Source organism: Desulfofarcimen acetoxidans DSM 771, from assembly GCF_000024205.1.
Classification (GTDB): domain Bacteria; phylum Bacillota; class Desulfotomaculia; order Desulfotomaculales; family Desulfofarciminaceae; genus Desulfofarcimen; species Desulfofarcimen acetoxidans.
Map to the genome: position 1 here is coordinate 1,427,720 of NC_013216.1, position 19,716 is coordinate 1,447,435.

The 19,716-nt window shown below is 40.4% G+C and carries 22 protein-coding genes and 1 tRNA gene; 22 read left to right on the plus strand and 1 reads right to left on the minus strand.

Annotated features, from left to right (window positions below):
• The first annotated feature begins 5 nt into the window (after positions 1–5).
• From DTOX_RS06770 to DTOX_RS06790, 5 genes are all read left to right on the plus strand, one after another.
• On the plus strand, positions 6–269 hold the full coding sequence (locus tag DTOX_RS06770) for a hypothetical protein (protein WP_015756983.1): 264 nt from the start codon (positions 6–8) through the stop codon (positions 267–269).
• A 19-nt stretch (positions 270–288) separates the two neighbouring features.
• Positions 289–924, plus strand: a complete 636-nt coding sequence (locus DTOX_RS06775) for an OLD family protein (RefSeq protein WP_157862865.1) — start codon at positions 289–291, stop codon at positions 922–924.
• A gap of 57 nt (positions 925–981) precedes the next feature.
• Positions 982–1,977 carry a hypothetical protein gene (locus DTOX_RS06780; protein WP_157862867.1) on the plus strand — a complete coding sequence of 332 codons (996 nt, stop codon included), beginning with the start codon at positions 982–984 and terminating at the stop codon, positions 1,975–1,977.
• Between the two features lie 112 nt (positions 1,978–2,089).
• The gene (locus DTOX_RS06785) at positions 2,090–2,377 is read left to right on the plus strand and encodes a hypothetical protein (RefSeq protein WP_015756986.1); all 288 of its coding nucleotides are present in this window, start codon (positions 2,090–2,092) and stop codon (positions 2,375–2,377) included.
• A 95-nt stretch (positions 2,378–2,472) separates the two neighbouring features.
• Positions 2,473–3,051 carry a 5' nucleotidase, NT5C type gene (locus DTOX_RS06790; protein WP_015756987.1) on the plus strand — a complete coding sequence of 193 codons (579 nt, stop codon included), beginning with the start codon at positions 2,473–2,475 and terminating at the stop codon, positions 3,049–3,051.
• Positions 3,052–3,119: 68 nt separating this feature from the next.
• Here DTOX_RS06790 and DTOX_RS06795 read toward each other — a convergent pair whose 3' ends face one another.
• The gene (locus DTOX_RS06795; RefSeq protein ID WP_015756988.1) at positions 3,120–3,473 is read right to left on the minus strand and encodes a CGGC domain-containing protein; all 354 of its coding nucleotides are present in this window, start codon (positions 3,471–3,473) and stop codon (positions 3,120–3,122) included.
• Between the two features lie 180 nt (positions 3,474–3,653).
• Between DTOX_RS06795 and DTOX_RS06800 the strand changes: the two genes are divergently transcribed.
• From DTOX_RS06800 to DTOX_RS06880, 17 genes are all read left to right on the plus strand, one after another.
• Positions 3,654–4,736: a CapA family protein gene (locus DTOX_RS06800; protein WP_015756989.1), complete on the plus strand. Its 1,083-nt coding sequence runs from the start codon at positions 3,654–3,656 to the stop codon at positions 4,734–4,736.
• Between the two features lie 77 nt (positions 4,737–4,813).
• Positions 4,814–4,891, plus strand: a tRNA-Pro gene (locus DTOX_RS06805).
• Between the two features lie 575 nt (positions 4,892–5,466).
• Positions 5,467–5,898 carry a DUF4878 domain-containing protein gene (locus DTOX_RS06810; protein ID WP_042315498.1) on the plus strand — a complete coding sequence of 144 codons (432 nt, stop codon included), beginning with the start codon at positions 5,467–5,469 and terminating at the stop codon, positions 5,896–5,898.
• An 83-nt stretch (positions 5,899–5,981) separates the two neighbouring features.
• Positions 5,982–6,899: a conjugal transfer protein gene (locus DTOX_RS06815; protein WP_015756992.1), complete on the plus strand. Its 918-nt coding sequence runs from the start codon at positions 5,982–5,984 to the stop codon at positions 6,897–6,899.
• Between the two features lie 53 nt (positions 6,900–6,952).
• Positions 6,953–7,144 carry a M23 family metallopeptidase gene (locus DTOX_RS06820; protein WP_042315500.1) on the plus strand — a complete coding sequence of 64 codons (192 nt, stop codon included), beginning with the start codon at positions 6,953–6,955 and terminating at the stop codon, positions 7,142–7,144.
• A gap of 35 nt (positions 7,145–7,179) precedes the next feature.
• Positions 7,180–8,247, plus strand: a complete 1,068-nt coding sequence (locus DTOX_RS21350; RefSeq protein WP_157862869.1) for a hypothetical protein — start codon at positions 7,180–7,182, stop codon at positions 8,245–8,247.
• Between the two features lie 52 nt (positions 8,248–8,299).
• A complete protein-coding gene (locus tag DTOX_RS06830; protein WP_042316865.1) occupies positions 8,300–8,668 on the plus strand; it encodes a hypothetical protein in 369 nt (122 codons plus the stop codon).
• Positions 8,655–11,138 (plus strand): VirD4-like conjugal transfer protein, CD1115 family, encoded by a 2,484-nt coding sequence (locus DTOX_RS06835; RefSeq protein ID WP_015756995.1) that lies wholly within the window; start codon positions 8,655–8,657, stop codon positions 11,136–11,138. The genes DTOX_RS06830 and DTOX_RS06835 overlap by 14 nt, the downstream gene beginning before the upstream one ends.
• A 36-nt stretch (positions 11,139–11,174) precedes the next feature.
• Positions 11,175–12,023, plus strand: a complete 849-nt coding sequence (locus DTOX_RS06840) for an RNA-binding protein S1 (protein WP_015756996.1) — start codon at positions 11,175–11,177, stop codon at positions 12,021–12,023.
• A 36-nt stretch (positions 12,024–12,059) separates the two neighbouring features.
• Positions 12,060–12,719: a MarR family transcriptional regulator gene (locus DTOX_RS06845; protein WP_015756997.1), complete on the plus strand. Its 660-nt coding sequence runs from the start codon at positions 12,060–12,062 to the stop codon at positions 12,717–12,719.
• A gap of 60 nt (positions 12,720–12,779) precedes the next feature.
• Positions 12,780–13,481 (plus strand): hypothetical protein, encoded by a 702-nt coding sequence (locus tag DTOX_RS06850; protein WP_015756998.1) that lies wholly within the window; start codon positions 12,780–12,782, stop codon positions 13,479–13,481.
• A gap of 843 nt (positions 13,482–14,324) precedes the next feature.
• The gene (locus tag DTOX_RS06855; RefSeq protein ID WP_015757000.1) at positions 14,325–15,296 is read left to right on the plus strand and encodes a toprim domain-containing protein; all 972 of its coding nucleotides are present in this window, start codon (positions 14,325–14,327) and stop codon (positions 15,294–15,296) included.
• A gap of 10 nt (positions 15,297–15,306) precedes the next feature.
• On the plus strand, positions 15,307–15,777 hold the full coding sequence (locus DTOX_RS06860) for a DUF5348 domain-containing protein (RefSeq protein ID WP_015757001.1): 471 nt from the start codon (positions 15,307–15,309) through the stop codon (positions 15,775–15,777).
• A 114-nt stretch (positions 15,778–15,891) separates the two neighbouring features.
• The gene (gene radC, locus DTOX_RS06865; protein WP_015757002.1) at positions 15,892–16,575 is read left to right on the plus strand and encodes a RadC family protein; all 684 of its coding nucleotides are present in this window, start codon (positions 15,892–15,894) and stop codon (positions 16,573–16,575) included.
• A 97-nt stretch (positions 16,576–16,672) separates the two neighbouring features.
• Positions 16,673–17,554: a zincin-like metallopeptidase domain-containing protein gene (locus DTOX_RS06870; RefSeq protein ID WP_015757003.1), complete on the plus strand. Its 882-nt coding sequence runs from the start codon at positions 16,673–16,675 to the stop codon at positions 17,552–17,554.
• 395 nt (positions 17,555–17,949) lie between these two features.
• On the plus strand, positions 17,950–18,330 hold the full coding sequence (locus DTOX_RS06875; protein WP_015757004.1) for a phage integrase N-terminal domain-containing protein: 381 nt from the start codon (positions 17,950–17,952) through the stop codon (positions 18,328–18,330).
• A complete protein-coding gene (locus tag DTOX_RS06880) occupies positions 18,302–19,252 on the plus strand; it encodes a tyrosine-type recombinase/integrase (RefSeq protein ID WP_015757005.1) in 951 nt (316 codons plus the stop codon). Before DTOX_RS06875 ends, DTOX_RS06880 begins: the two co-directional genes overlap by 29 nt.
• Positions 19,253–19,716 lie beyond the last annotated feature (464 nt).

Here is a 19,716-nt window from a genome sequence, read left to right on the forward strand (position 1 = left end):
GCAGCGTGACTGTTGATTATACGGAAAAGTTAACCCGGTTAAAAGACGGGCTGGAGAAAGCCAAAGATCTGAGAGTAAAGGCTTTAACCAAACTGGAGGGACTGGAAGCGCAAGAACAGGAACTGGTTAAAGAATTAAGAAGCAAATATGAGGTTGACCCGGAGAAATTGGAAGATGAAATTGCTAGGCTGGAAAAACAAATTGCAGAAATGATTGCTGAAATTGAAGCCATCATCCCCTGGGATCTGTTGTCTAAATTCAAGCAATGAGGCCGGTGAGCATATGGGTATGAAAGATTTGCATGGCGGGATTAAAGAACTGGAAAGATACTATACCAGCAAAAAGACCAGGATGGAAGTTATGCTGGAAGAAAAAGCGAAGCTGCTGGCGAGAGAGAAAGAAATACAGAATAAAATTGATTTGTTGCAGCAGGTAAAACTTCTGCTGCAAGAGTCAGCAGGCTACGCCCGCGAATTGGCCCGTCGCCAGATTGAAGCTATGGTAACACACGCTTTGCAATTCACCTTTGGCCCGGAACTGTCCTTTAAAGTGGAATTGACCGAGAGACGCGGCCAGCCCGAAGCAGATTTTTACGTGGTTTCAAACTACGGCGGCTTTGAAGTTAGGAATACACCCCAGGATTCAAGGGGCGGCGGTGTCGTAGATGTTATCTCACTGGCTTTGCGCATCTCCTTGCTGCATGCGGCCCGCCCGGCTGTACCCGGACCTCTTTTAATGGATGAACCGGGCAAACACCTGTCAGAACAGTTTGCTCCCAATCTGGCAAGGTTTTTAAAAGTAGTATCGGATACCGGCAGACAAGTAATCATGGTTACCCATAACACTCATTTAACGGATGCTGCTGATGCAGTCTATAACGTGACCTTAGAGGACGCTAAAAGCCTGGTTACAGAAATTACTTAACCAAAGATAAAGAGCATGTTGCAATTTATCTGAGGAATAATTTTGCGGGTGAGGAAAATGGTTGAACAGCCAATAAACGGTCTGACCAGAATGCAGGCACGTAAGATTCGCCAGAAGAAGTTCAAACGAAAGCTTATCTTTACAGCAATACTGATAACTATAGTTCTGGTCTTAGGAGCACTGTTTTTTATCACAAGTAAACTGATTACTTCTTTCACGCCGGACATAGCTATAACTAATTTCAATAAGGCCATGCAGGCGGGGAACTACCGTGAAGCCTATAGGTTTCTTGAAGCTAGAGGCCCTATGTTGACAGAAGAAGCTTTTGTAAAAGTTCAACAAAACCAGGGTGCTGTAAAAGAAATAATTACAGTTAAAAAGGCAAAAGATAAATTTATTATAAAAACCATAAGAGAAGCCAATACTAAAGAATACAGTATTAAGATGATTAACAAAGGAAACAGGGTGTTAACCGACTGGTGCCTTGATGCCACCCCTTTTATTGATCAAATAAGCATCTTCACCAAAACCAAGGGTGCGGTGCTAAAAAGCGGGAGTATAGAATTAGGCACCAGTGACGGTAAGAATCCTATAACTTATCTTGCATTTACCGGTTATTCTCACACGGCTTTCATGCAATTAGAGGGTGCGCAAAAGCTTATCTTTGAAATGCCGGTTAATCTTAGGGCCAGTACCGAATATATGCCGGCTACAGAGGAACTGAAAGAAAGTTTGGCCGGTGTCATTGAACAATACTACGGAGAGCTGTCTAAAACCTATTTGGATAATAATATAGAGCGGCTTAGCCCGTATTTAAAAGCCGGTGGAGAAAGCTTTAACTGGGTTAAAAATACTTTTAACAATACAAAAGCTAAGAAAAATTATCTTAACAAAAAGCTGTTGCAGGCCAGTGCGGAAAATGCCTATATGGAAGACCCTACTCATGCTGTAATTAAACTCAAAGAAACTTGGAGTGGCAATAATCAACCGGTCATAGTAAACTATGAATTAGAGAAGCTGGATAAAAGTTGGAAAATTGTTAGAACAATTTGATATTATATATTAGAACCGGTCTAATAGTAACAGGAATTTTATCCTATGGCAGTTTACCGGTTACTTTTACCATGATAAAATAAAGAAATTGATAATTGAAAGGAGATATTTCATGATAAATATATTATCTCGCATTATAAAACGCGAATTAAATGAAATTGAGGAAAAAATTAATCACGGTGTCGAGCAGGAACAGGAAAAAGCGGTATATACGGGTCAGATACTGGCCTATCAAAAGGTTCTTCATTATATTGAAGATATTACGGGAAAGAGCTTATCAAATACCGGTACCTTAAATTTCGGTTCTGAGCAGAAAAAGGACGGCCTCTCACTGGACGAAATATTAAAGTCTCTCGGTGACGGTTTTAAAAAAATTAAGGAGAAACCATCGCAGGATTAGAACCAGAGGAAGACCTTTACGGTCTTCTTTTTTACGCTGGGAAGTTATGCTTATGATAGAGCTATGGATAAGTCATTGTTTAAAGCAAATGGGAGTTGATTAAACTGAGAAGAAGGTTAGGTGTAGATATTGACGGTGTTATAGCCGATACGCAGCCTGTGATTATTGAGGAATTGAATAAATACTTTGCTAAAAACTATACCGTTCAAGATTTTATAAATTTTGACCCTGTGGAGAAATATGGTATAAACAGGCAGGAACTGCACAGATTTATTATGGAAAGAGAACTTATTTTAATAGAAAAAGCTCGGCCTATGCCAGGTGCAATTACGTCAATCAATAGGTTAATTAACAAATATGAGATTAATATAATATCAGCCCGCACACCTGTCTACCGTCAAAACACGCTGAACTGGTTTGCCAGGCACAATATTGGTTTCGACAATGTTGTGCTTACCGGGAGTCATGATAAACGCGGCCAGGTTAAGGATACCTGCGTGGAGTTATTTATTGAAGATAGCCTGAAGAATGCCGTTCAGATAAGTTCTACCGGAATACCGGTATTTCTTTTTGATGCAACCTATAACCAGGGAGAATTGCCGCCATTGGTGTACAGGAAATTTTCCTGGACTGAAATTACCGGCAGTATAGATAATGTAACTCCTGCTAAATAATAAAAGAAGCTCATTGATTTACAGTCAAATAATCAATGAGCTTCTTTTATTATTTAGAGGCGGATTTATTAATAGTTATGTGTACCGATAACTACCGGTTTACCGTATTTGGCCTCTAATTTTGCTTTAATATCATTGAGATCAATGGGACAAGCAGCGGTATTTTTTGCTCTCACCATACAGGTAGCCAGATGAATAGCATCTACATCTTGTAAAAGATAATCAGCCATTTCCATAACCAACCCGACCTTGGGCATAACCAATCCGGGACAATCCCCGCAGCCGCTAAGACCGGCTATTTGTACTGAGTCATACCGTGCAAATTCACCTTCCTTCAGTTGAGCAGCTTTAAAACACTTCAAACAGGCTATGCAACTGATATCACGGATCTTATTGCAAGCCACGATTAAAACATTTGCCACATTCTCATCTCCTCATAAGCTGGTTGAAATTATTACATTACCTACTTCCCTGAAATCGACAAAAATCCTGCTTTAAATTAAAAAATTTTAATATTTGATAAATTAAGTGTTTATTTTTGATTGCTAATTAATAGATTATATTATAAAATATGTAAATAATATCTGAAGGGTTGAGTAACTATGTTAATGTTATATTTGCAATTTTTTTTAGCTATGACAGTATCATCAATAGACGGTTCAGGGACATTGGTCTTATCGAATGCAATTTTAGAAAACACACTTCAGAATGCACAGATAAGCGATACTGAGAAAATGGCCAATAATAAGGCAACTGAAATAAGCAATACTGAAATAACTATTACTTCCATTGGTGATAACACAATAGGCTATGATACTGCATTCGGTTACTCCGGTTCATTTATTCAAGAAGTTGATTATAACGGTATAGACTACCCTTATAAAAATGTAGCAGGCCTATTTCTAAATGATGACCTGACTATTGCCAACTTGGAAACAACCTTAACTGATTCTAAGAACAGGGCAGTTAAAAAATTTAAATTCGCGGGCAAGCCCGAATACCGCAATATGCTTGTAAACAACGGAATAGATGCCGTTAACCTGGCTAATAATCATATCATGGACTACCTGGAACAAGGTTATCAGGATACAATGGCGAATTTGAATCAAGCTGGTATTGGGTTCTTTGGAGAGGATATTAGGCTTGTAAAAGATATTAAAGGCGTGAAAGTTGGCATGCTTGGATACCAGGGTTGGTCAAACAATGCCGCCTTCAAAACCAGGGTCAGCAAGGATATAGCGGGGCTTAAAGAACAAGCAAAAATAGTTGTCGTTAGTTTTCACTGGGGTAATGAAGGGGTAAATTATCCTAACAATGCACAGATGGATTTGGGGCGTTTTTCTATAGATTGTGGAGCTGATTTAGTGTTAGGCCACCACCCGCATGTGATACAGGGAATTGAAAACTATAACGGCAAAAATATTGTTTACAGTCTGGGCAACTTTGTTTTTGGCGGTAACAAAAATCCTGCTGATAAGGATACCTTTATCTTTCAACAAAAATTTGTTGTCAGTCCTGAGGGTGAATTAACCCTAGCTGCACCAAACATTATCCCGGCTTCTCTTTCTTCAGTCAACTGGCGGAATAATTACCAACCTGTGCTTCTACAGGCCGAAGAGGCTGAGAGAGTGCTGAACAGGCTGCGAATATACAGCAGTGCTTTGGAATATGGTTTGAAGTTTTAAATTTTATCAATATTTTTATTCTTGACTTTTACGACCAAAATGGTTACAATAGAATCTGTCAGTTGAACAATATTTATCGGGGCGTAGCTCAGTTTGGCTAGAGCGCTACCTTGGGGTGGTAGAGGCCGCACGTTCAAGTCGTGTCGCTCCGACCAGTTAAAACCCGTGAATCCTTGAAATACAAGGGCTCACGGGTTTTTTGATTTTTTGAGATAGTTTATATAGCTCCCTACGTATCCCTTGATTTTCGCGGGTTCCCGGAACTATGCAGACAGCCATGCAGACAGCATGCAGACAGGGTGCAGACAAAAATGCAGACAAGAAGTTATTCTGAATAATATATGTTAACTCATTTGCCGGTTACTTAATATGTAACCGGTTTTTTTCTTAGTATAAGAGTTTAAAATATTTAATTTATTTTTATCTAAATTTGTTGAAGTGAACCATAAAAAAATAACTTGAATTAGGTATATATCTATATGCAGGTGGAATTAAATGTATATTTATGTCAAATAAACCAAAATAATTATTTATTAATATTATAATTATTAATTTTTTACTTTAGGGAGTTGGATTTATCAATGGTCTTTAAGATTTTAAAAAATAATGAGTCAAAAAATTTTTTGATGAATTTATCCGACAAAAAATATTGTCATAAGGGAATTTCATCAATCTTAATTTTAAAATTCGGAGGTGATGCTGTAGGATTGCAAAAACAAATAGACAGGAGTTGGTAATTATTAAAACCAGGAGTATTATATTTTTTGCTGCTTGTTTAATAATTTGTTTAACCGGTTGTAATAATTCTTCTTCTTCAAACAGTCCCGGTCAAACCCTTTTATTGTTTTGGGGAAAAATGCAAGAAGGTAATTATACACAAGCGGCCCAGTATGTATCCTCACAGACGGCAGTTGAGTACCAAACAGATATACCGTCCTTTCTGACTTTAATGTCTAAGGGGGGAAACCCTGATAACATCAGTAGGTGGACAAGCGTAAAAGTTATTTCAGAACAAATAGACGGCACTAAAGCTGTAGTAAAGGTGAAAATAACAGCTAAACCTGATGGAAAGGAGACAACTTACGATTCTGAAATACCGATGAGCAAAGAAGATGATATATGGAAACTGAGGCTTACTTCACGCGGCTATGTAATACAGTAATACTGCAAAGTGAACAAATGCAATCAAATATTTATTTTGAGAAATGTGTTTAGAAATGTAATGTTGGTGTAAAGGAGGTTTTTATGAACCGTCGATTATTATACCGCTGGCTGGCCAGCGGGGTATTGTGGCTGCTGCTTTTAATTGTAGTCGTTATCTCTATCCGAAGTGTAAATATAGTCAACAGAACAGGGCGGATAGCCGCAAATGCATTAACAGGAGAAAATGAGCAAATCATTACCCTTGTCAGAGATACTGCCCGGTCCTTTGCTGTGGAGTGGGCCACGTGGAATGGAAACCCTGACAACTATGCCCAACGAACGGGCTTATTTTTGACTAAAGTTCCTACTCTGCCTCCTCCCAGTGCTATACAGGAAGTAACGGCAGCAACAGTACTGTCAGTAAATTTGAAAGATAATGATGGTTACAGTGCCAGGGTATTATTACATACCCACCGGTTAGTTCCGGTTACTAATGCGGGCAGCGTACCGATAACACTTGTTCCTGTCACAAGAGAAGATTTAGCGCGTTTGCAAAGCAACATATCATTGGATCTTTCACAGCAGCCTGCATTATCCTGGCAAGATTTCTTGCTTTACGTAGAAGTACCGGTGAAGTTAGTAAACAAACAACCGGTGGTTGCCGGTTGGCCGGTAATCATAGCTCCTGACTATCCCAGAGGCGTTATAGAGCAGTCCAATGAATGTAAAACTTTAGCTTCGGCTGAATTTGTAACCTTCATTAACCAATTTATGAATATGTACTATAGCGGTCAACCGCTGACTAATTTTGTTATGCCGGGAGCTAATGTTAAACCTGTTTTCGAATGGAAACTTGATTCCGTCAATGAAGTGCGCGTAAATAATGAGAAAAACCCCACGCAGGCCTGTGTACAAGTGCTTGTGTCTGCTCCGGGTGTCAGTAAACTTACCCAGGTTGTTTACTTAAAGTTGCACCCGACCGGAGGTAGTTACCTGGTTGAAGAACTGGGCAGTATTTAAATAAAAAGATATCAGAGCTAAGAACACAATTATTGAGGTAGGTGGTTATAGGAATGTTTAAGAAGAGATCCGGTATAGAGGTTAATAAAGGCGATATTATTAAAGCGGGCCAGGTCCTCGGTTTTGTTGGTTCTACGGGTAACTCCACCGGCCCTCACCTGCACTTTGGAGTTTATGTTAATGGCACCGCAACGGATCCCGAACAATGGCTGAAAGAACAGTCAAAAGCTAACAGTGAAGAATAGAAAAAATCAATAAAATTAAGCAAAAAGAGAGAACCGTGCATTTTAACGTTCTCTCTTTTTGCTTAAGAAAATTTGTATATAGCCCTGTTTATATTACATTTGGAGGCTTAATTATGGAAGTTAGAGATTCTTGTAGTATTAGACCTAAAAAACTCAAAAGGGTAGTGATTAAAGAGGAATTAACAGCCCTTACAGGTGACATAGTTAAAGCCATTATTTTAAACCAGTTTATCTACTGGAGTGAGAGAGTGCAGGACTTTGATAAGTTTATATCCGAGGAAAGATCCAGGGCTGAGCAGGCCGGTACAGAAATAAATATTGAGTATACCAAAGGCTGGATATATAAATCAGCTGAAGAACTATCCGAAGAAACTATGTTAAAAATGTCTGCAAGCAGCATGAGAAAACACTTAAAAGAATTAATTGACAAAGGCTGGTTGCTTGAAAGAACAAATCCGTTCCATAAATGGGACAGAACTAAGCAATACAGGGTAGACTTACTGAAAATTCAAAATGATTTATGGGACTTAGGCTACGTTTTGCAGGACTATAAAATACCTTTTTTTAAAACAGAAACTCCATTTTCTAAATCTGAAAATGCATTTTCGAAAATAGAAAATGGAGTTTCTAATTTAGAAAATCCAAACTCTGAAACAAAAAATCAAACAGCAAAAAATCGAAAAGCAATACCAGAGATTACTACAGAGATTACTAACAAAGAAAAAATATCAATCTATCCGGCAGAAACATTTACTGATGGATTGACTGACGAGGAAAACTTAAAACCACCAAATAGCCAGATCGATTATAGAGTAGATACTGAGCTACCACTTCATTTCAGTAATACAGAAGAATTATTAGCCGAACTTGTTAACCGAACCGGTGCCTCTAAGGAACAAGTCTGCCGTGCTGTTCAAAGAACCAAGGAATTTGAAGCTCAGGGTAAGGTTAAGAAAAGTTTTATGGGACTTCTTTTTTCAGTCATTGAAACTATCAAAACTGAGGATACGGCCAAAGGTTTAACAAGCGAAATCAAAGAAGGTAACTCAGCTGCAGCCAGTGAAAAACAAAAAAGATTGCTGGAAAGTCTTTACATGAATTAGGGCTTTTTTAACTCAATTAAACCTGATCAAGGAGGTAGAAATTTTGGCGATTATGGAATTTATACTGCGATTAAAGAAAACAACCAAATGTAAAGCATGTTTCAAGGAAAACATGGACCGGATCGGTCGAATATATTTGCCTATCCCATTGCTGGAGAAAATGAATATCGGGGGTGAGATAATTCTTCAACTGGCACCGGATAAAAGTTATTTTTCTCCTGGTGGATATGCTGCGAAGTTTGTGCAGGACAAAGAAACAGCAAAGAAGGTGAGATACACTGAAGACATTATTGAGCAAGGAGAAATGGGATTTATATACGTCAACAAAAACGTGCTGGAACGTTTAGGAGTCGGGCAGGAGATAGCTGTCCGAATTGTGGCGCCCAGGGAATACGGGGGTGCAATAATTGCCAAAGGATAAAGTATCTATTAAGATCGGTGGAATCTTAGATAAAAAGCCGGGGGATATGATAAAAAAATGGGTGCAGGAACATAAAAAAGCAGCGCTGCTACTGGGAGGTTTACCGGTTACTGTGCCGCTTATTTATTTTTTCGATGTATGGATTCTGGGAACCGGTGCAGCGGCAATATTCAACTCCCGTGCATCAGGGTTACCCGGCATTAGCCAGTTACCGGTATTGGACCAGAACTTCACGGATGTAGCACACAATAAACTGTGGTTGTGGTATTTTTCTCATCCCCTGCAGGTGGGGTGGAACTGGTTAACAAAACCGGCGGACCAATTAACACACCCTGGGGTAAAGTCTCTATGGCAGTGGCTTAATGCCTTAGTACTGATGGTATGCGGTTTAGGTATCTTGGCCAGTAGATGGAAAGGGGGGAGGAAAAACAATTCGAAATATGTACATGGTTTAAAGGTTGTTGATAACCCCGCATTTGGTACCTCACGCTGGGCAGGCATTAAGGATTTAGTAAAATTTTGTGAATTTGGGCCACCGGTGCCGGCGGAGAAAAATACGAGGAACAAGGTTAACTTCCCCGGTGGAAATTTAATTGGAGAACTGGATGGAAAAATGGTCAGAGTTAATTTTGAAAAAATGCCTAAATCTACACCGAAAACAGCCCCGCACGCCATTGCATACGGGGGAACCGGTTCCGGTAAGTCTTTTAGTTTTGTTTCCGGCAATATTATATCTGCAGTATCTGATGGTCAAAGCATAGTTGTGATCGATCCCAAAGGCGAGCTTTTTAAAACCTTTGCCGGGTGGCTGAAAACAATGGGTTACGAAAATGTTTGGATTTTAAATTTTATGACACCCGAGCACAGCCACAGGTGGAATCCTATCATAGAGTGCCGGGATGATGCAGAAATCTCAGAAATGGTGGATACACTCTCCAAAAATGCAGCCAGCGGCAGCGATTCATATTTTATGCTTAAAGCATTAGAGCTAATGGAAGCCTTAATCGGTCTGTTGAAGGGTGATTTTCCTGTTAAGCAGCAGCACATGCGGTCTTTAATGAGTCTTGCTTCCTGGCCGGAAGAAAAACTGGATAACAGGTTTAGAACTGCCTTTAAGTCAGGAAAAATCAGTCCCATTATATACGAAAGATGGAGGGGGGTAGTAAAGAAAAATTATGAATACGCGGTTTCCAATCTGACAGCTGTTTTAAAAAACCTGACTACAGCACCACTGGCAGCATTAATGAGTCAGCAGGAAATTGACCTCTGGGACATTGGCAGAAAAAAGACAGCGTTATTTCTTATCATTCCAACCGGTGGAGAGGGAATTTATTTAAAACCGATATTATCTATCTTCTATAAATTTCTGTTTAAGAGGCTGGACAAGCTGGCCTTTATCAGTTCCGGTCAAACACTGCCGGTAAAAGTTCGCAATATATGGGATGAAACGGCCAACGTAGGCATGATACCGGGGTTGCCCGAGATTATTTCAACTGCTCGCAGTAAGGGAATTCACATACAGATGATTTTGCAGACACCCACACAGTTGGAATATGTGTATGGTATTGAAGAAGCCAAAACGATTCTTGGAAACTGTCCGACTGTTATGCTAATTGGTATAGCCCCCGCAGATAGGGAACTTGCCCGGATGTTCAGTGAGAAACTGGGTAGTGCAGCAGTAAAAGCTGATATAGTCAGCCAGGATATAACCATACCTGGCATGCAGCATTTTGAGTTTAAAAAGAGAGTCAGGACAGTAATCGAGAGGCCCTTAATGACTTTGGATGAAATATTACGGCTCAACCCAAGGGACAGTATAGCCCTCCTGCAGTGGTCTTATCCTGTATATCTCAGGAAGGTTGGCTGGACAAAACTGCCGCAAGCGAAAGTAATTCAGGAGTGTGGCATGCTGCCTATAGAGCAGGTAATACCGGTGCGTGATTTTGTGGTAAGTTTACCCGAGATTGATGATGAAGAGCCGGTGCAGGTATCAGAAGACCCCTTGTTATTCCTACAAAAGAAGCTAGATCCGATTAACGGTGAGAATAAAAACAATGTTGAAGTAGGTATTCCTACTTGCATGAAAGGTCCTCCAGTCAATGCATCCGGGCAGACTGTTATTTCAATTGATAGCAGGTTTAGTGGGGAATCCGATTATAACAAGCAAAGTGAATTGTTAAATGTTCCGGTAAAATCGTTGTTGCAGAGCGAAAAAAGTGATTTGACAGCGATACATTACTCACAACCAAATTTAACGATGGATACAGGGCACGACATTTTGCAGAGTAATGAGGCAATTTTATGTAATGAAACTACTCACGAAAAAGTAACGGTGCTTGATGAAATAGCTTTACCGGTGATTTCTTGTGCAGAATCTTCGTCCGGTGAAAAAATTGAAAATCACAGAGCTGAGGAAGGATACCCGGATATTGCTTCAGATAGGCCGCGAGAGGCTGCCTCCCCCTGGTAAATATCATATAATTACAATATGAAAGGATGGTTTTAGATGACTTTTAAACTGGCACCGGAAGGTTTTAATTTAAGAGAACTCGATGTCTGGGGTGCTCTCTATGAGGCTAGAGAACTTGGTTCAGTAGTTGAAGCTAAGGTCAGCCGCTTGCGGCATATTGAAGGCCAGGGAGAAACCTGGGAACTGGAATTTCCGGACAGCCCAGGTGTTACCGGACTGGTACCTGCAGCCGAAAGCGGTCTTCCTCCAAGATGCCCAATGACTGCTTTTGTAGGTAAGCTGGTAGGGGTAAAAATTAAGAGTATCGATAAGAAAAACAGCATGGTAGCCTGCAGCCGTCGAGAAGCGGTAGAAATGTCACTGGGACGTCTGATGGGGCAGTTGGAAGAAGGAGAAATTATCAATTCTCTGATCCGGATAGTCACAGAATATAATACTTTTCTGGACCTGGGCGGTGGAGTAATTATAAATATCCCCCGTGAAAAAGCCCGGTTGTCTGCCGGAGTTCCTTTGGATGTGCAGCACCAGGTAGGTGTTGTAATGAAAGTGAAGGTAACCAAACTAAATAAAGATCTTAGAGAAATTCAGATTGAACCTGTAGACCCCTGGGAAGTTTGGGAGTTCAAGCGGGGAGAAATTATTTTAGGAAAGGTAGCAGCTGTGCGGGGGCTGATGGTTTATGCAACGGTAAAACCAGGCCTAATCGGGCTTATTTCCTGTAAGCCCAATGAGTATTTTGCAGAGGGTAAACAGCTGGAGCTTCAGGTAATTAGCTTTGACAGAGCTCAGAGAAAACTTCACCTGACTGTTTGGAATCCCCGGAGGGCTGCTGAACGTAAGAGAGAGAAGAGTCGAAACAAGCGAAGGCAGCTTGTAGCCAGATAAGCTGATGATAAATAGTCCGGAAAGAGGTGCAGGGAAATGTCGTTTCAGGAGCCTTCGCAGGAAATACCGATCAAGGATAGTTGTTATGCTTTTGGAGTTAGTATGATGGCGCCTAAACTATCTCATGAGATTAAATCAACTACTTTAACAGTACGGGCATTTGAAGTAGTAAACTACTTAAATGAGGCAGAAGGGTTAACAGTTACAGCATTAGCAACGTTAATCAAGCATAACCGGGCAGCAGCCGGTCGGGTGTTAAAAACTCTTTACAGTTCCTGCATGGTTAAATGGCTTACTGTATGCGGTAATAACACCGTTTTTAAATTATGGATGTTAGCTGACAGGAAGCCGCCAAAGACCTCTAATGAGGCCTGCCGCATGGCAGTATACGGGTTTTATTATGCACTGGCCAGAAAAGAAGTACCGGGTTTTTCCTGGCGTTTAATAAGAAAACCTAAGACACCGCTGTTGGCAGAGATGACTTACCTTGCAAGGGACACCGGAAAAGAAGCAAAAATGATTATTGATGCTCCCAGGCGCGGAGAAAAACCATGGCCGGAGGCCGGTATAATAATATTTCCATCTATAGAAGAAGCTAATAGCTTAGTGCTGTCTGGTAAAAGGTATACTTCTGACTTCCACCTCTTAGAAAAAAACGGTAAGCTACTGGCTAATCGGTTATTTGAAAAAGCATAGAAAATAAGTGTTTGCTTCATCAGGGCCGCAATAACTACAAATTATACAGGAGGCAAAAAGGTGGTATTGAAAAAGAGATTTGAAATATATCACATTTGTAAGCAGATAGAAAAAGTTATAGGGAGGCGTTATAATATCAGGCCGGATTTAGATGAAGGTGACTCACCTGATTTGCCCGGTTATTGCAGTAAGGAAACAATAGCCGGCTTATTTCGTGCCTGGCGTTTGAATGAGATTCATTTACAGCTTGTTATTGCAGTTAACAGACTCCAGGTTGTTAATTTTCAACAATTAATGAAAGTTACTGCTATGAAAAGTGACGATTGTTTTGCGTATTTAGATGAGTGCGTAAGATTTGGACTGCTATGTGAGAATACCCCGCAAGATAAGGACGGTTCCACAGTTTATGATAAACTTTATTTTGTTGATACCGGGGGGATTTTTGCCCTGGAGGAAACAGAGATTCCCTATAACAAATTATTATATACATCGGGCATTGATCAAAGGATAAATATCTGCCGCCGTAATATATTTATTGTTGAGAACGGCTATAAAGAAGTACCACGGGGATTAACCCTTTTTGAAAATATAGTAGGGGATAGTTACCACCTGGAAGAAGGTATTGTTTTATACGACAGTTCTATAGCTTTATCCCTAGGTTTAGTACAGGAAGTAAAAGAATATCTAACAGAATTAAGCTGTAGCCAAGTAAAAGTATATGACTTATATTTAAAAAAATATGGTATTGACAACCTGATTTAACAAGTTTATAGTTTTTACATACCAATTAAATTATTTTTTTTCACAAGTTCTTTGTTACATTATCCGAGTGTAGCACGGTTGGAGGTACCGGAGTGCAATCGAAGGTGAAGAGCGAGATTGCAACTAAGAACTTTGGCCAGGAGAACAAAATCAAGAGCGATGAGCGAGATTTTATCTTACTGGAGCACGTGCCAAAGGCGAAGAGCGAGGCATGATTAAATCCTAACTGAAGGCGAAGAGCGAAAGTTAGGCGTACGGGACCCAACGAACTGGGCAAAATGGTTCCTGCTGAGAGCGAAGAGCGAGGAGGAACCTGGCAGAGACCGGCTAGAACAGGTCTCGGGACTGAAAATCTCTTATGAGGTTGACGTATGTAGGGTGGACTCCTACCGGTATACGTTAAAAGCAGTACCGATAAAAGATTACCGTCCTAAGCACCGCATAAAACAGGGTCAATGGGAATATGTCTCTGCGGTGTTAAATGTCAAAACACATTGGATGTATTATTCCCCGTGTGAAGGAAATCCTTCTGTAAATTTTTTGATTGTTATATGTTTCTGAAACTAGAATGATAATAATGGATATTTAAAAGTTTGAAAGACACTCTGGCAGTATAAAGCAGTCAAGTAATTTGGCTTGTTATATTGAGGTGTCTTTTTGTGCTTTATATTGCCTATGACTATTATTAAGAGCGCCCGTGAGGAAAAAAGTAGTATGAAGAAACGGAATAATAACGGCTTTTAGCCGTTAAAGAAAGAGAACGAATGCAGGAGTTATATTTCCTGATCGTTCTCTTTTTTTGTTTGCGATTATTAACAATAAAAATGCGAGGTGATGAACAGTATGATTGAAGAAAAAAGGATAAATGAACCGTTTCAAAGAGTTAATCAGCGACATTTATGCCCGGTATGTGGGAAACCGGACTGGTGTGCTTTTAACTCCACCATAGCTATTTGTATGCGGGTTGAAAGTAAATACCCAATTAAAAACGGGGGTTGGTTACACAAGCTTTCAGAACCGCTGTTAGCGGAAGCGCTGGCTGAAAGAACAGAAGATAAAAAAGAAATTGCACCGTTAGAGGTAAGGGATGAAATTTATAAGCGTTTTCTTAACTTACTAACCTTATCAGCGGAGCATATCCAAGAACTGCTAAAAAGGGGCTTAAATACAGATCAAATAAAAGAAATGAGATCTCTATCAGCAGCAGAAAAACCCTGGTTAATATGTCAAAAGCTTATTGATATGGGTTACGAGCTAAGAGGTGTTCCCGGGTTCTATCGAGCGCCTAATAAGCATGGAGGCTATTACTGGACATTCAAAATGAAGCCGGGATTTATCCTACCAATCAAGGATAAAACTAAAAAAATACAAGCGCTTCAGATTAGACTGGATCGCCCGGACAGCAAGGGAAAATACCGGCTCTTTAGCAGTTCAAATAAGAGAGCTGGTTCATGCAGCGGTGTTCCGCTTCATGTAGCAATACCAAGAGAAATAAAAGACCGCAGAGTATGGATCACAGAAGGACCGCTTAAAGCAACAGTAGCAGCTGAATACCTGGAAGCAGTAGTGCTTGGCCTTATTGGTGCCACAACATGGAGAGCGGTACCTGAGATTCTGAAAAGTAGAAAACCGGAGGTAGTTATAGCCTTTGATATGGACCAGCAAAGCAATTGCTGGGTTGGCAGGGCTGTGAAAGAGTTATCCGGTCAATTATCCCTAAGTGGTCACAAGGTTACTTTAGCCACCTGGATAGGCCCGAAAGGAATTGATGATGCCGTAGTAAGCGGTGTTAATATCAAATATGAGGAAGTGTGAGGTGTATACCATGACAAATGTTAAAAAACTAATTAATAAAGAAGTGAACGAACTAACCCGGATGTTAGAAACCCTTAAAGCTAAGATTGAGCAAATCCCACTTCTGTATCCCTATATAGACAAGTCAGAAGGAATTGAAAAAGCTGAAATTAAAAAATTAATTGCATTATGCGAAGGATACTTTAGTGATGACTTATCGGTTTTTACTGAAAGGGTAGAACGGTTGGCAAAAAGACGTGTGGAGGGTAACTTGCTGTTAAAGTCAAATGGCCGGTTTAGTTTAGATAATAATACCCGTGAATTTACTTCCGGACATAAAATTGAAATTTTTGTTGAGGACAAGAAACATGATGATTATGGCTGGCAATTCGGCAGAGTGGAGCATTCAGAAGAATTTAGTGGATACTATTTCTTTAATGAAAGCGGAATAGAACATCATAAATTGACAACCGGAATGAAGGCAGCAATAAGAGAGTCGTAAGTTGTTTTTCGGATTGCTACATGATATGTTTTCAGGCTCTTTATAACCTTTTACAAACCCGGCAGGGGGAAAAATACTCCCCTGTCAAGGGGGAGCAAAAGGAGTGTTGATAAAATGAAAACAAATTTATTCGGAGATGCTGTTCCTGTAAATAAATGTTTTGGTTTAAACAAAATACGCGAGCGGGGACTTAATTACGGTACATCAGTTTTAAATGATGCAGAATTGGTTATGACACTGCTTGGCATTAATCTGGAAAAGGCCATGAATTTAATAAACATAATCAACGGTATACGCGGGCTAATGGATGTATCTGTTGAGCAGTTAGCAGAAGTGAAAGGTGTTGGTAATAGTAAGGCGCTGGCATTAAAGGCTGCGGTTGAGATTGGACAGAGGATTGCGAAAACCAAGGCAATGGAATGCCCATCAGTAAAAACACCTGATGATGCTGTGAATTATGTAATGGAAGAAATGAGATATATGGATCGTGAGCATTTTAAAGCCTTACTGTTAAATACCAAGAACCGGGTAATAAGCCTGGAAGCTATCTCTGTGGGTACATTGAATTCCTCCAATGTACACCCGAGAGAATTGTTTAAAGTTGCTATCAAGAGAAGTGCGGCAGCTATAATTCTGATTCACAATCACCCCAGCGGAGATCCTACTCCCAGCCGTGAAGATATTGATGTCACTGAACGTCTAGGCGAGGCCGGAAAGATTGTGGGCATTGACGTTTTAGACCATATCGTGATTGGTGATGGAAAGTTTGTAAGCCTTAAAGCTAAAGGCTTGTTCTAAAAAGTGAATTAATTATGTACTGCCCTTTTGGCCTGGCAATTTACTTCTTGGGAGGTGAATTGGTACACCAGGCCACGGGGCCGGTGTACCGTGTTATATGAATAAAGATAAAAAAGACCGGATTGAAGAAGCTACGAATAAACTGTTTAACATGTTTTCCAGCGGCAATCTGCCGGAGGCAATCGCTAAAACATTGCTTTTTCCTCAAAAAGATGTTCCCTCGGCAAAGTGGTCTCTGGGAAATCAAATATTAATGTTAGCATCCGGTACCGCTGATGCTCGTGGGTTTGAACAGTGGAAAAAGGTTGGGCGCTTCGTCAAAAAAGGGTCCATGGCTATATATATACTTGGTCCGTGTAATAAAAAAGTTACAGATAAAGAAACAGGAGAGGAGAAAGTAATTATAACCGGTTTTAAAAGTATACCGGTTTTCCGGTATGAGGATACTGAAGGGACAGATATGCCTACAGTGGAATATTCACCTGCGGAAATGCCACCTCTAATTGAAGTGGCAGAGCGGTATGGTGTTAAAGTAAGTTATGGTCCGGTTACAGGACGTTTTTATGGTTGTTACCGGTCAAAGGATAACAGCATTTTACTATGTACTCATGATATAGATACCTTCTTTCATGAATTAGCCCATGCTGTACACGCTACCATTCGCCCGTTAAAGGGCGGACAGCATTCAGAACAGGAAGTAGTGGCTGAAACGGTAGCAACGGTTCTTTGTATACTATATGGCTATGAAGGCTATGTTTATCATGGGTATAAATATATAAAACATTATGCTGATGAGCATTCTGCTAACGGGGCCGTTAAGGCTATTATGAAAGTATTGGCTGATGTACAAGCAGTGCTCGAGTTAATTTTGAATGCAAGTGACGCTGCTGGAAATACAGCGGCGGAAAATATGCCCGCATGGTGCGGGAACTGTGGGGTTCGCCACCCCACGGGGCCGAAAGGCTTAAAGGCACGGTAGGGCTGGGTTGCCTGGCACCTCGAATCGAGGTATCTACCGGCTGCAGTATACCTGGTATACACCCGCAAAAGCGGGTAAGCAGCAATAGTGCTGTACGTGCAAAAAAATGGTGATGGCTGCGCATCACTACTCAGCCTAAAAATAGCGCAGAAGGCTACACGTCGGAAGACGATGGATTATAGGCCGGGGGCGCTGGTATACGGGGTATTGCCCCGTCACATTTGGTCTGATAGGGCCGGATGTGACGGGGCGCCTGGTTGGAAGTTGGAGTCTTGTTGTTCTTGGGTCGGCGGGTTTTTATTGAACCGGTTTTAATACAAATACCGGAGGTAGAAAGACGCGGGTCCGAGGGCTTGATTTAGTTTTGCTATTTTTAAAGAAGGATGGTGGTTGGAATGAGAGCAAGTTATAAGAAATATCCTGAAATGCTGGTCAATCAATTGCTGGATCAGTTATCTGATATTGCCCGGCAAAGCCGGGCTGGCTGGGTTAAGACAAGGCGGGTTAGGTATCACCAGGTTAAGCCCTTTATACATTTTTTAGGATCAAGATTCAGATTAAAAGATATCAGGGATATTCAGCCTATGCATGTGCAGGCATATATTAAATATCGTTTGGAAAATGAAAAGGTTAGCGATAAGACTGTTTTTACTGATATCTCAACTATTAGATTTTGGCATCGCCAAATACCTATGAGGCGATATCTGATTCCAATTAATAAACTTTTACTGGGGGAGTTGCTGTTGAATGGCCAGGAGTTCAGGCAGAAGTGGTAATTCCGGAGCAACAGATGGGATATATCAAACCCTGTTAATACAATTTGACAAAGTTTTCAACTCTGCAAGGAAAGATTACCCTGGGGCAAAGAGTTCTATCTACAGATGTAAGAGTAGTATGCGCCAGTTTCTGTTTTTTTGTGCTAATAATTATAGGATGCAAAACATCCGTAATATACAGGACAAGCACATTAAAGATTTTATCGAGTACCGGCGAGATCAGGGAATAAATGAAAAGGTAATAAAAAATGATATTTGGGCTGTTCGGTTATTTCACCGCTATACCCCGAAAGCAAAAAATAGAATATCCGATAACGAAGTTTTCGGATTAAAGTCAACCCCGGACGGTAGAGTTGACCGGGCATGGACGGAGGGAGAGTTTAAAAAAATGCTTGATTTTGCAGAAAAGTTGGGAAGGCAAGATGTAGCCTTTACCATGCGTTTAGCGCAACATGCCGGATTGAGAATACATGAATGTTTACGTTTAAGTAAAGAGGATGCAGAGGCAGCTCTCAGAACAGGGATACTGCATGTTAAAGGAAAGGGTGGACGCGAAAGAGATTTAAAGTTATCCTCTGAAGCGTTACAGGCTTTGAGTGAAGCTTCGGTTCGAATTAATAATGATGCAGGTAAGCTTTTCGTTCGCCCAGGACAAAAAACTCATAGTGCTAAAAAATCTATAGAGGGGTTTATTAGCAAGCATAGGGATAAGTTTAGGGAGTTGGAAGATCGGGAAAAGAATATGACATTTCATGGGCTCCGGCATACATTTGCAAGGAAGGAGTATTTTCAGAGAATTGATAGAGGGATGGATATACAACGGGCGTTAGTTGAAGTATCACGGATTTTAGGCCATAATCGTCCGGAAGTTACTAAGATTTATTTAGGGACATCTCATTTAAATTTCAACTATGTTAAGTAATGTTTCTATAAACTGTACTGAGTGGTAATAGTTTATCTGGATATCTTCAACGGTACGGTAGTCCCTTGCTAGTTCCTTAAATAAAAACTGTGTAAATGATAAAGACTTACCAATAAACATCAGCCTGGCCCCAAGGACTCGTAAGGAATGACATTCACAGGCCGAAGCCTGCACTGACGGAGCCCGTGAGAATTTACATGCAAAAGACCCTAAACAAAGGGCAGGATGCAGACAGAGTGCTTAGTTGTCCCTTTTCATCTCTGGCTGCATGTTGTCCTGACACGAATTGTGTTTTTACGAATACTTTTGAAACGGTATATGTAATAAGTGTTGTAATAATAATTGATATAATAACATTTTCTTAATAGTATTGTTGAATTATGAGAGATAATATCGAAAGAGTAAATATTTCCTTTAACGATGGTAAAATTAATTATGTCTTTAGAAAACCCAAAAGCTAAAAT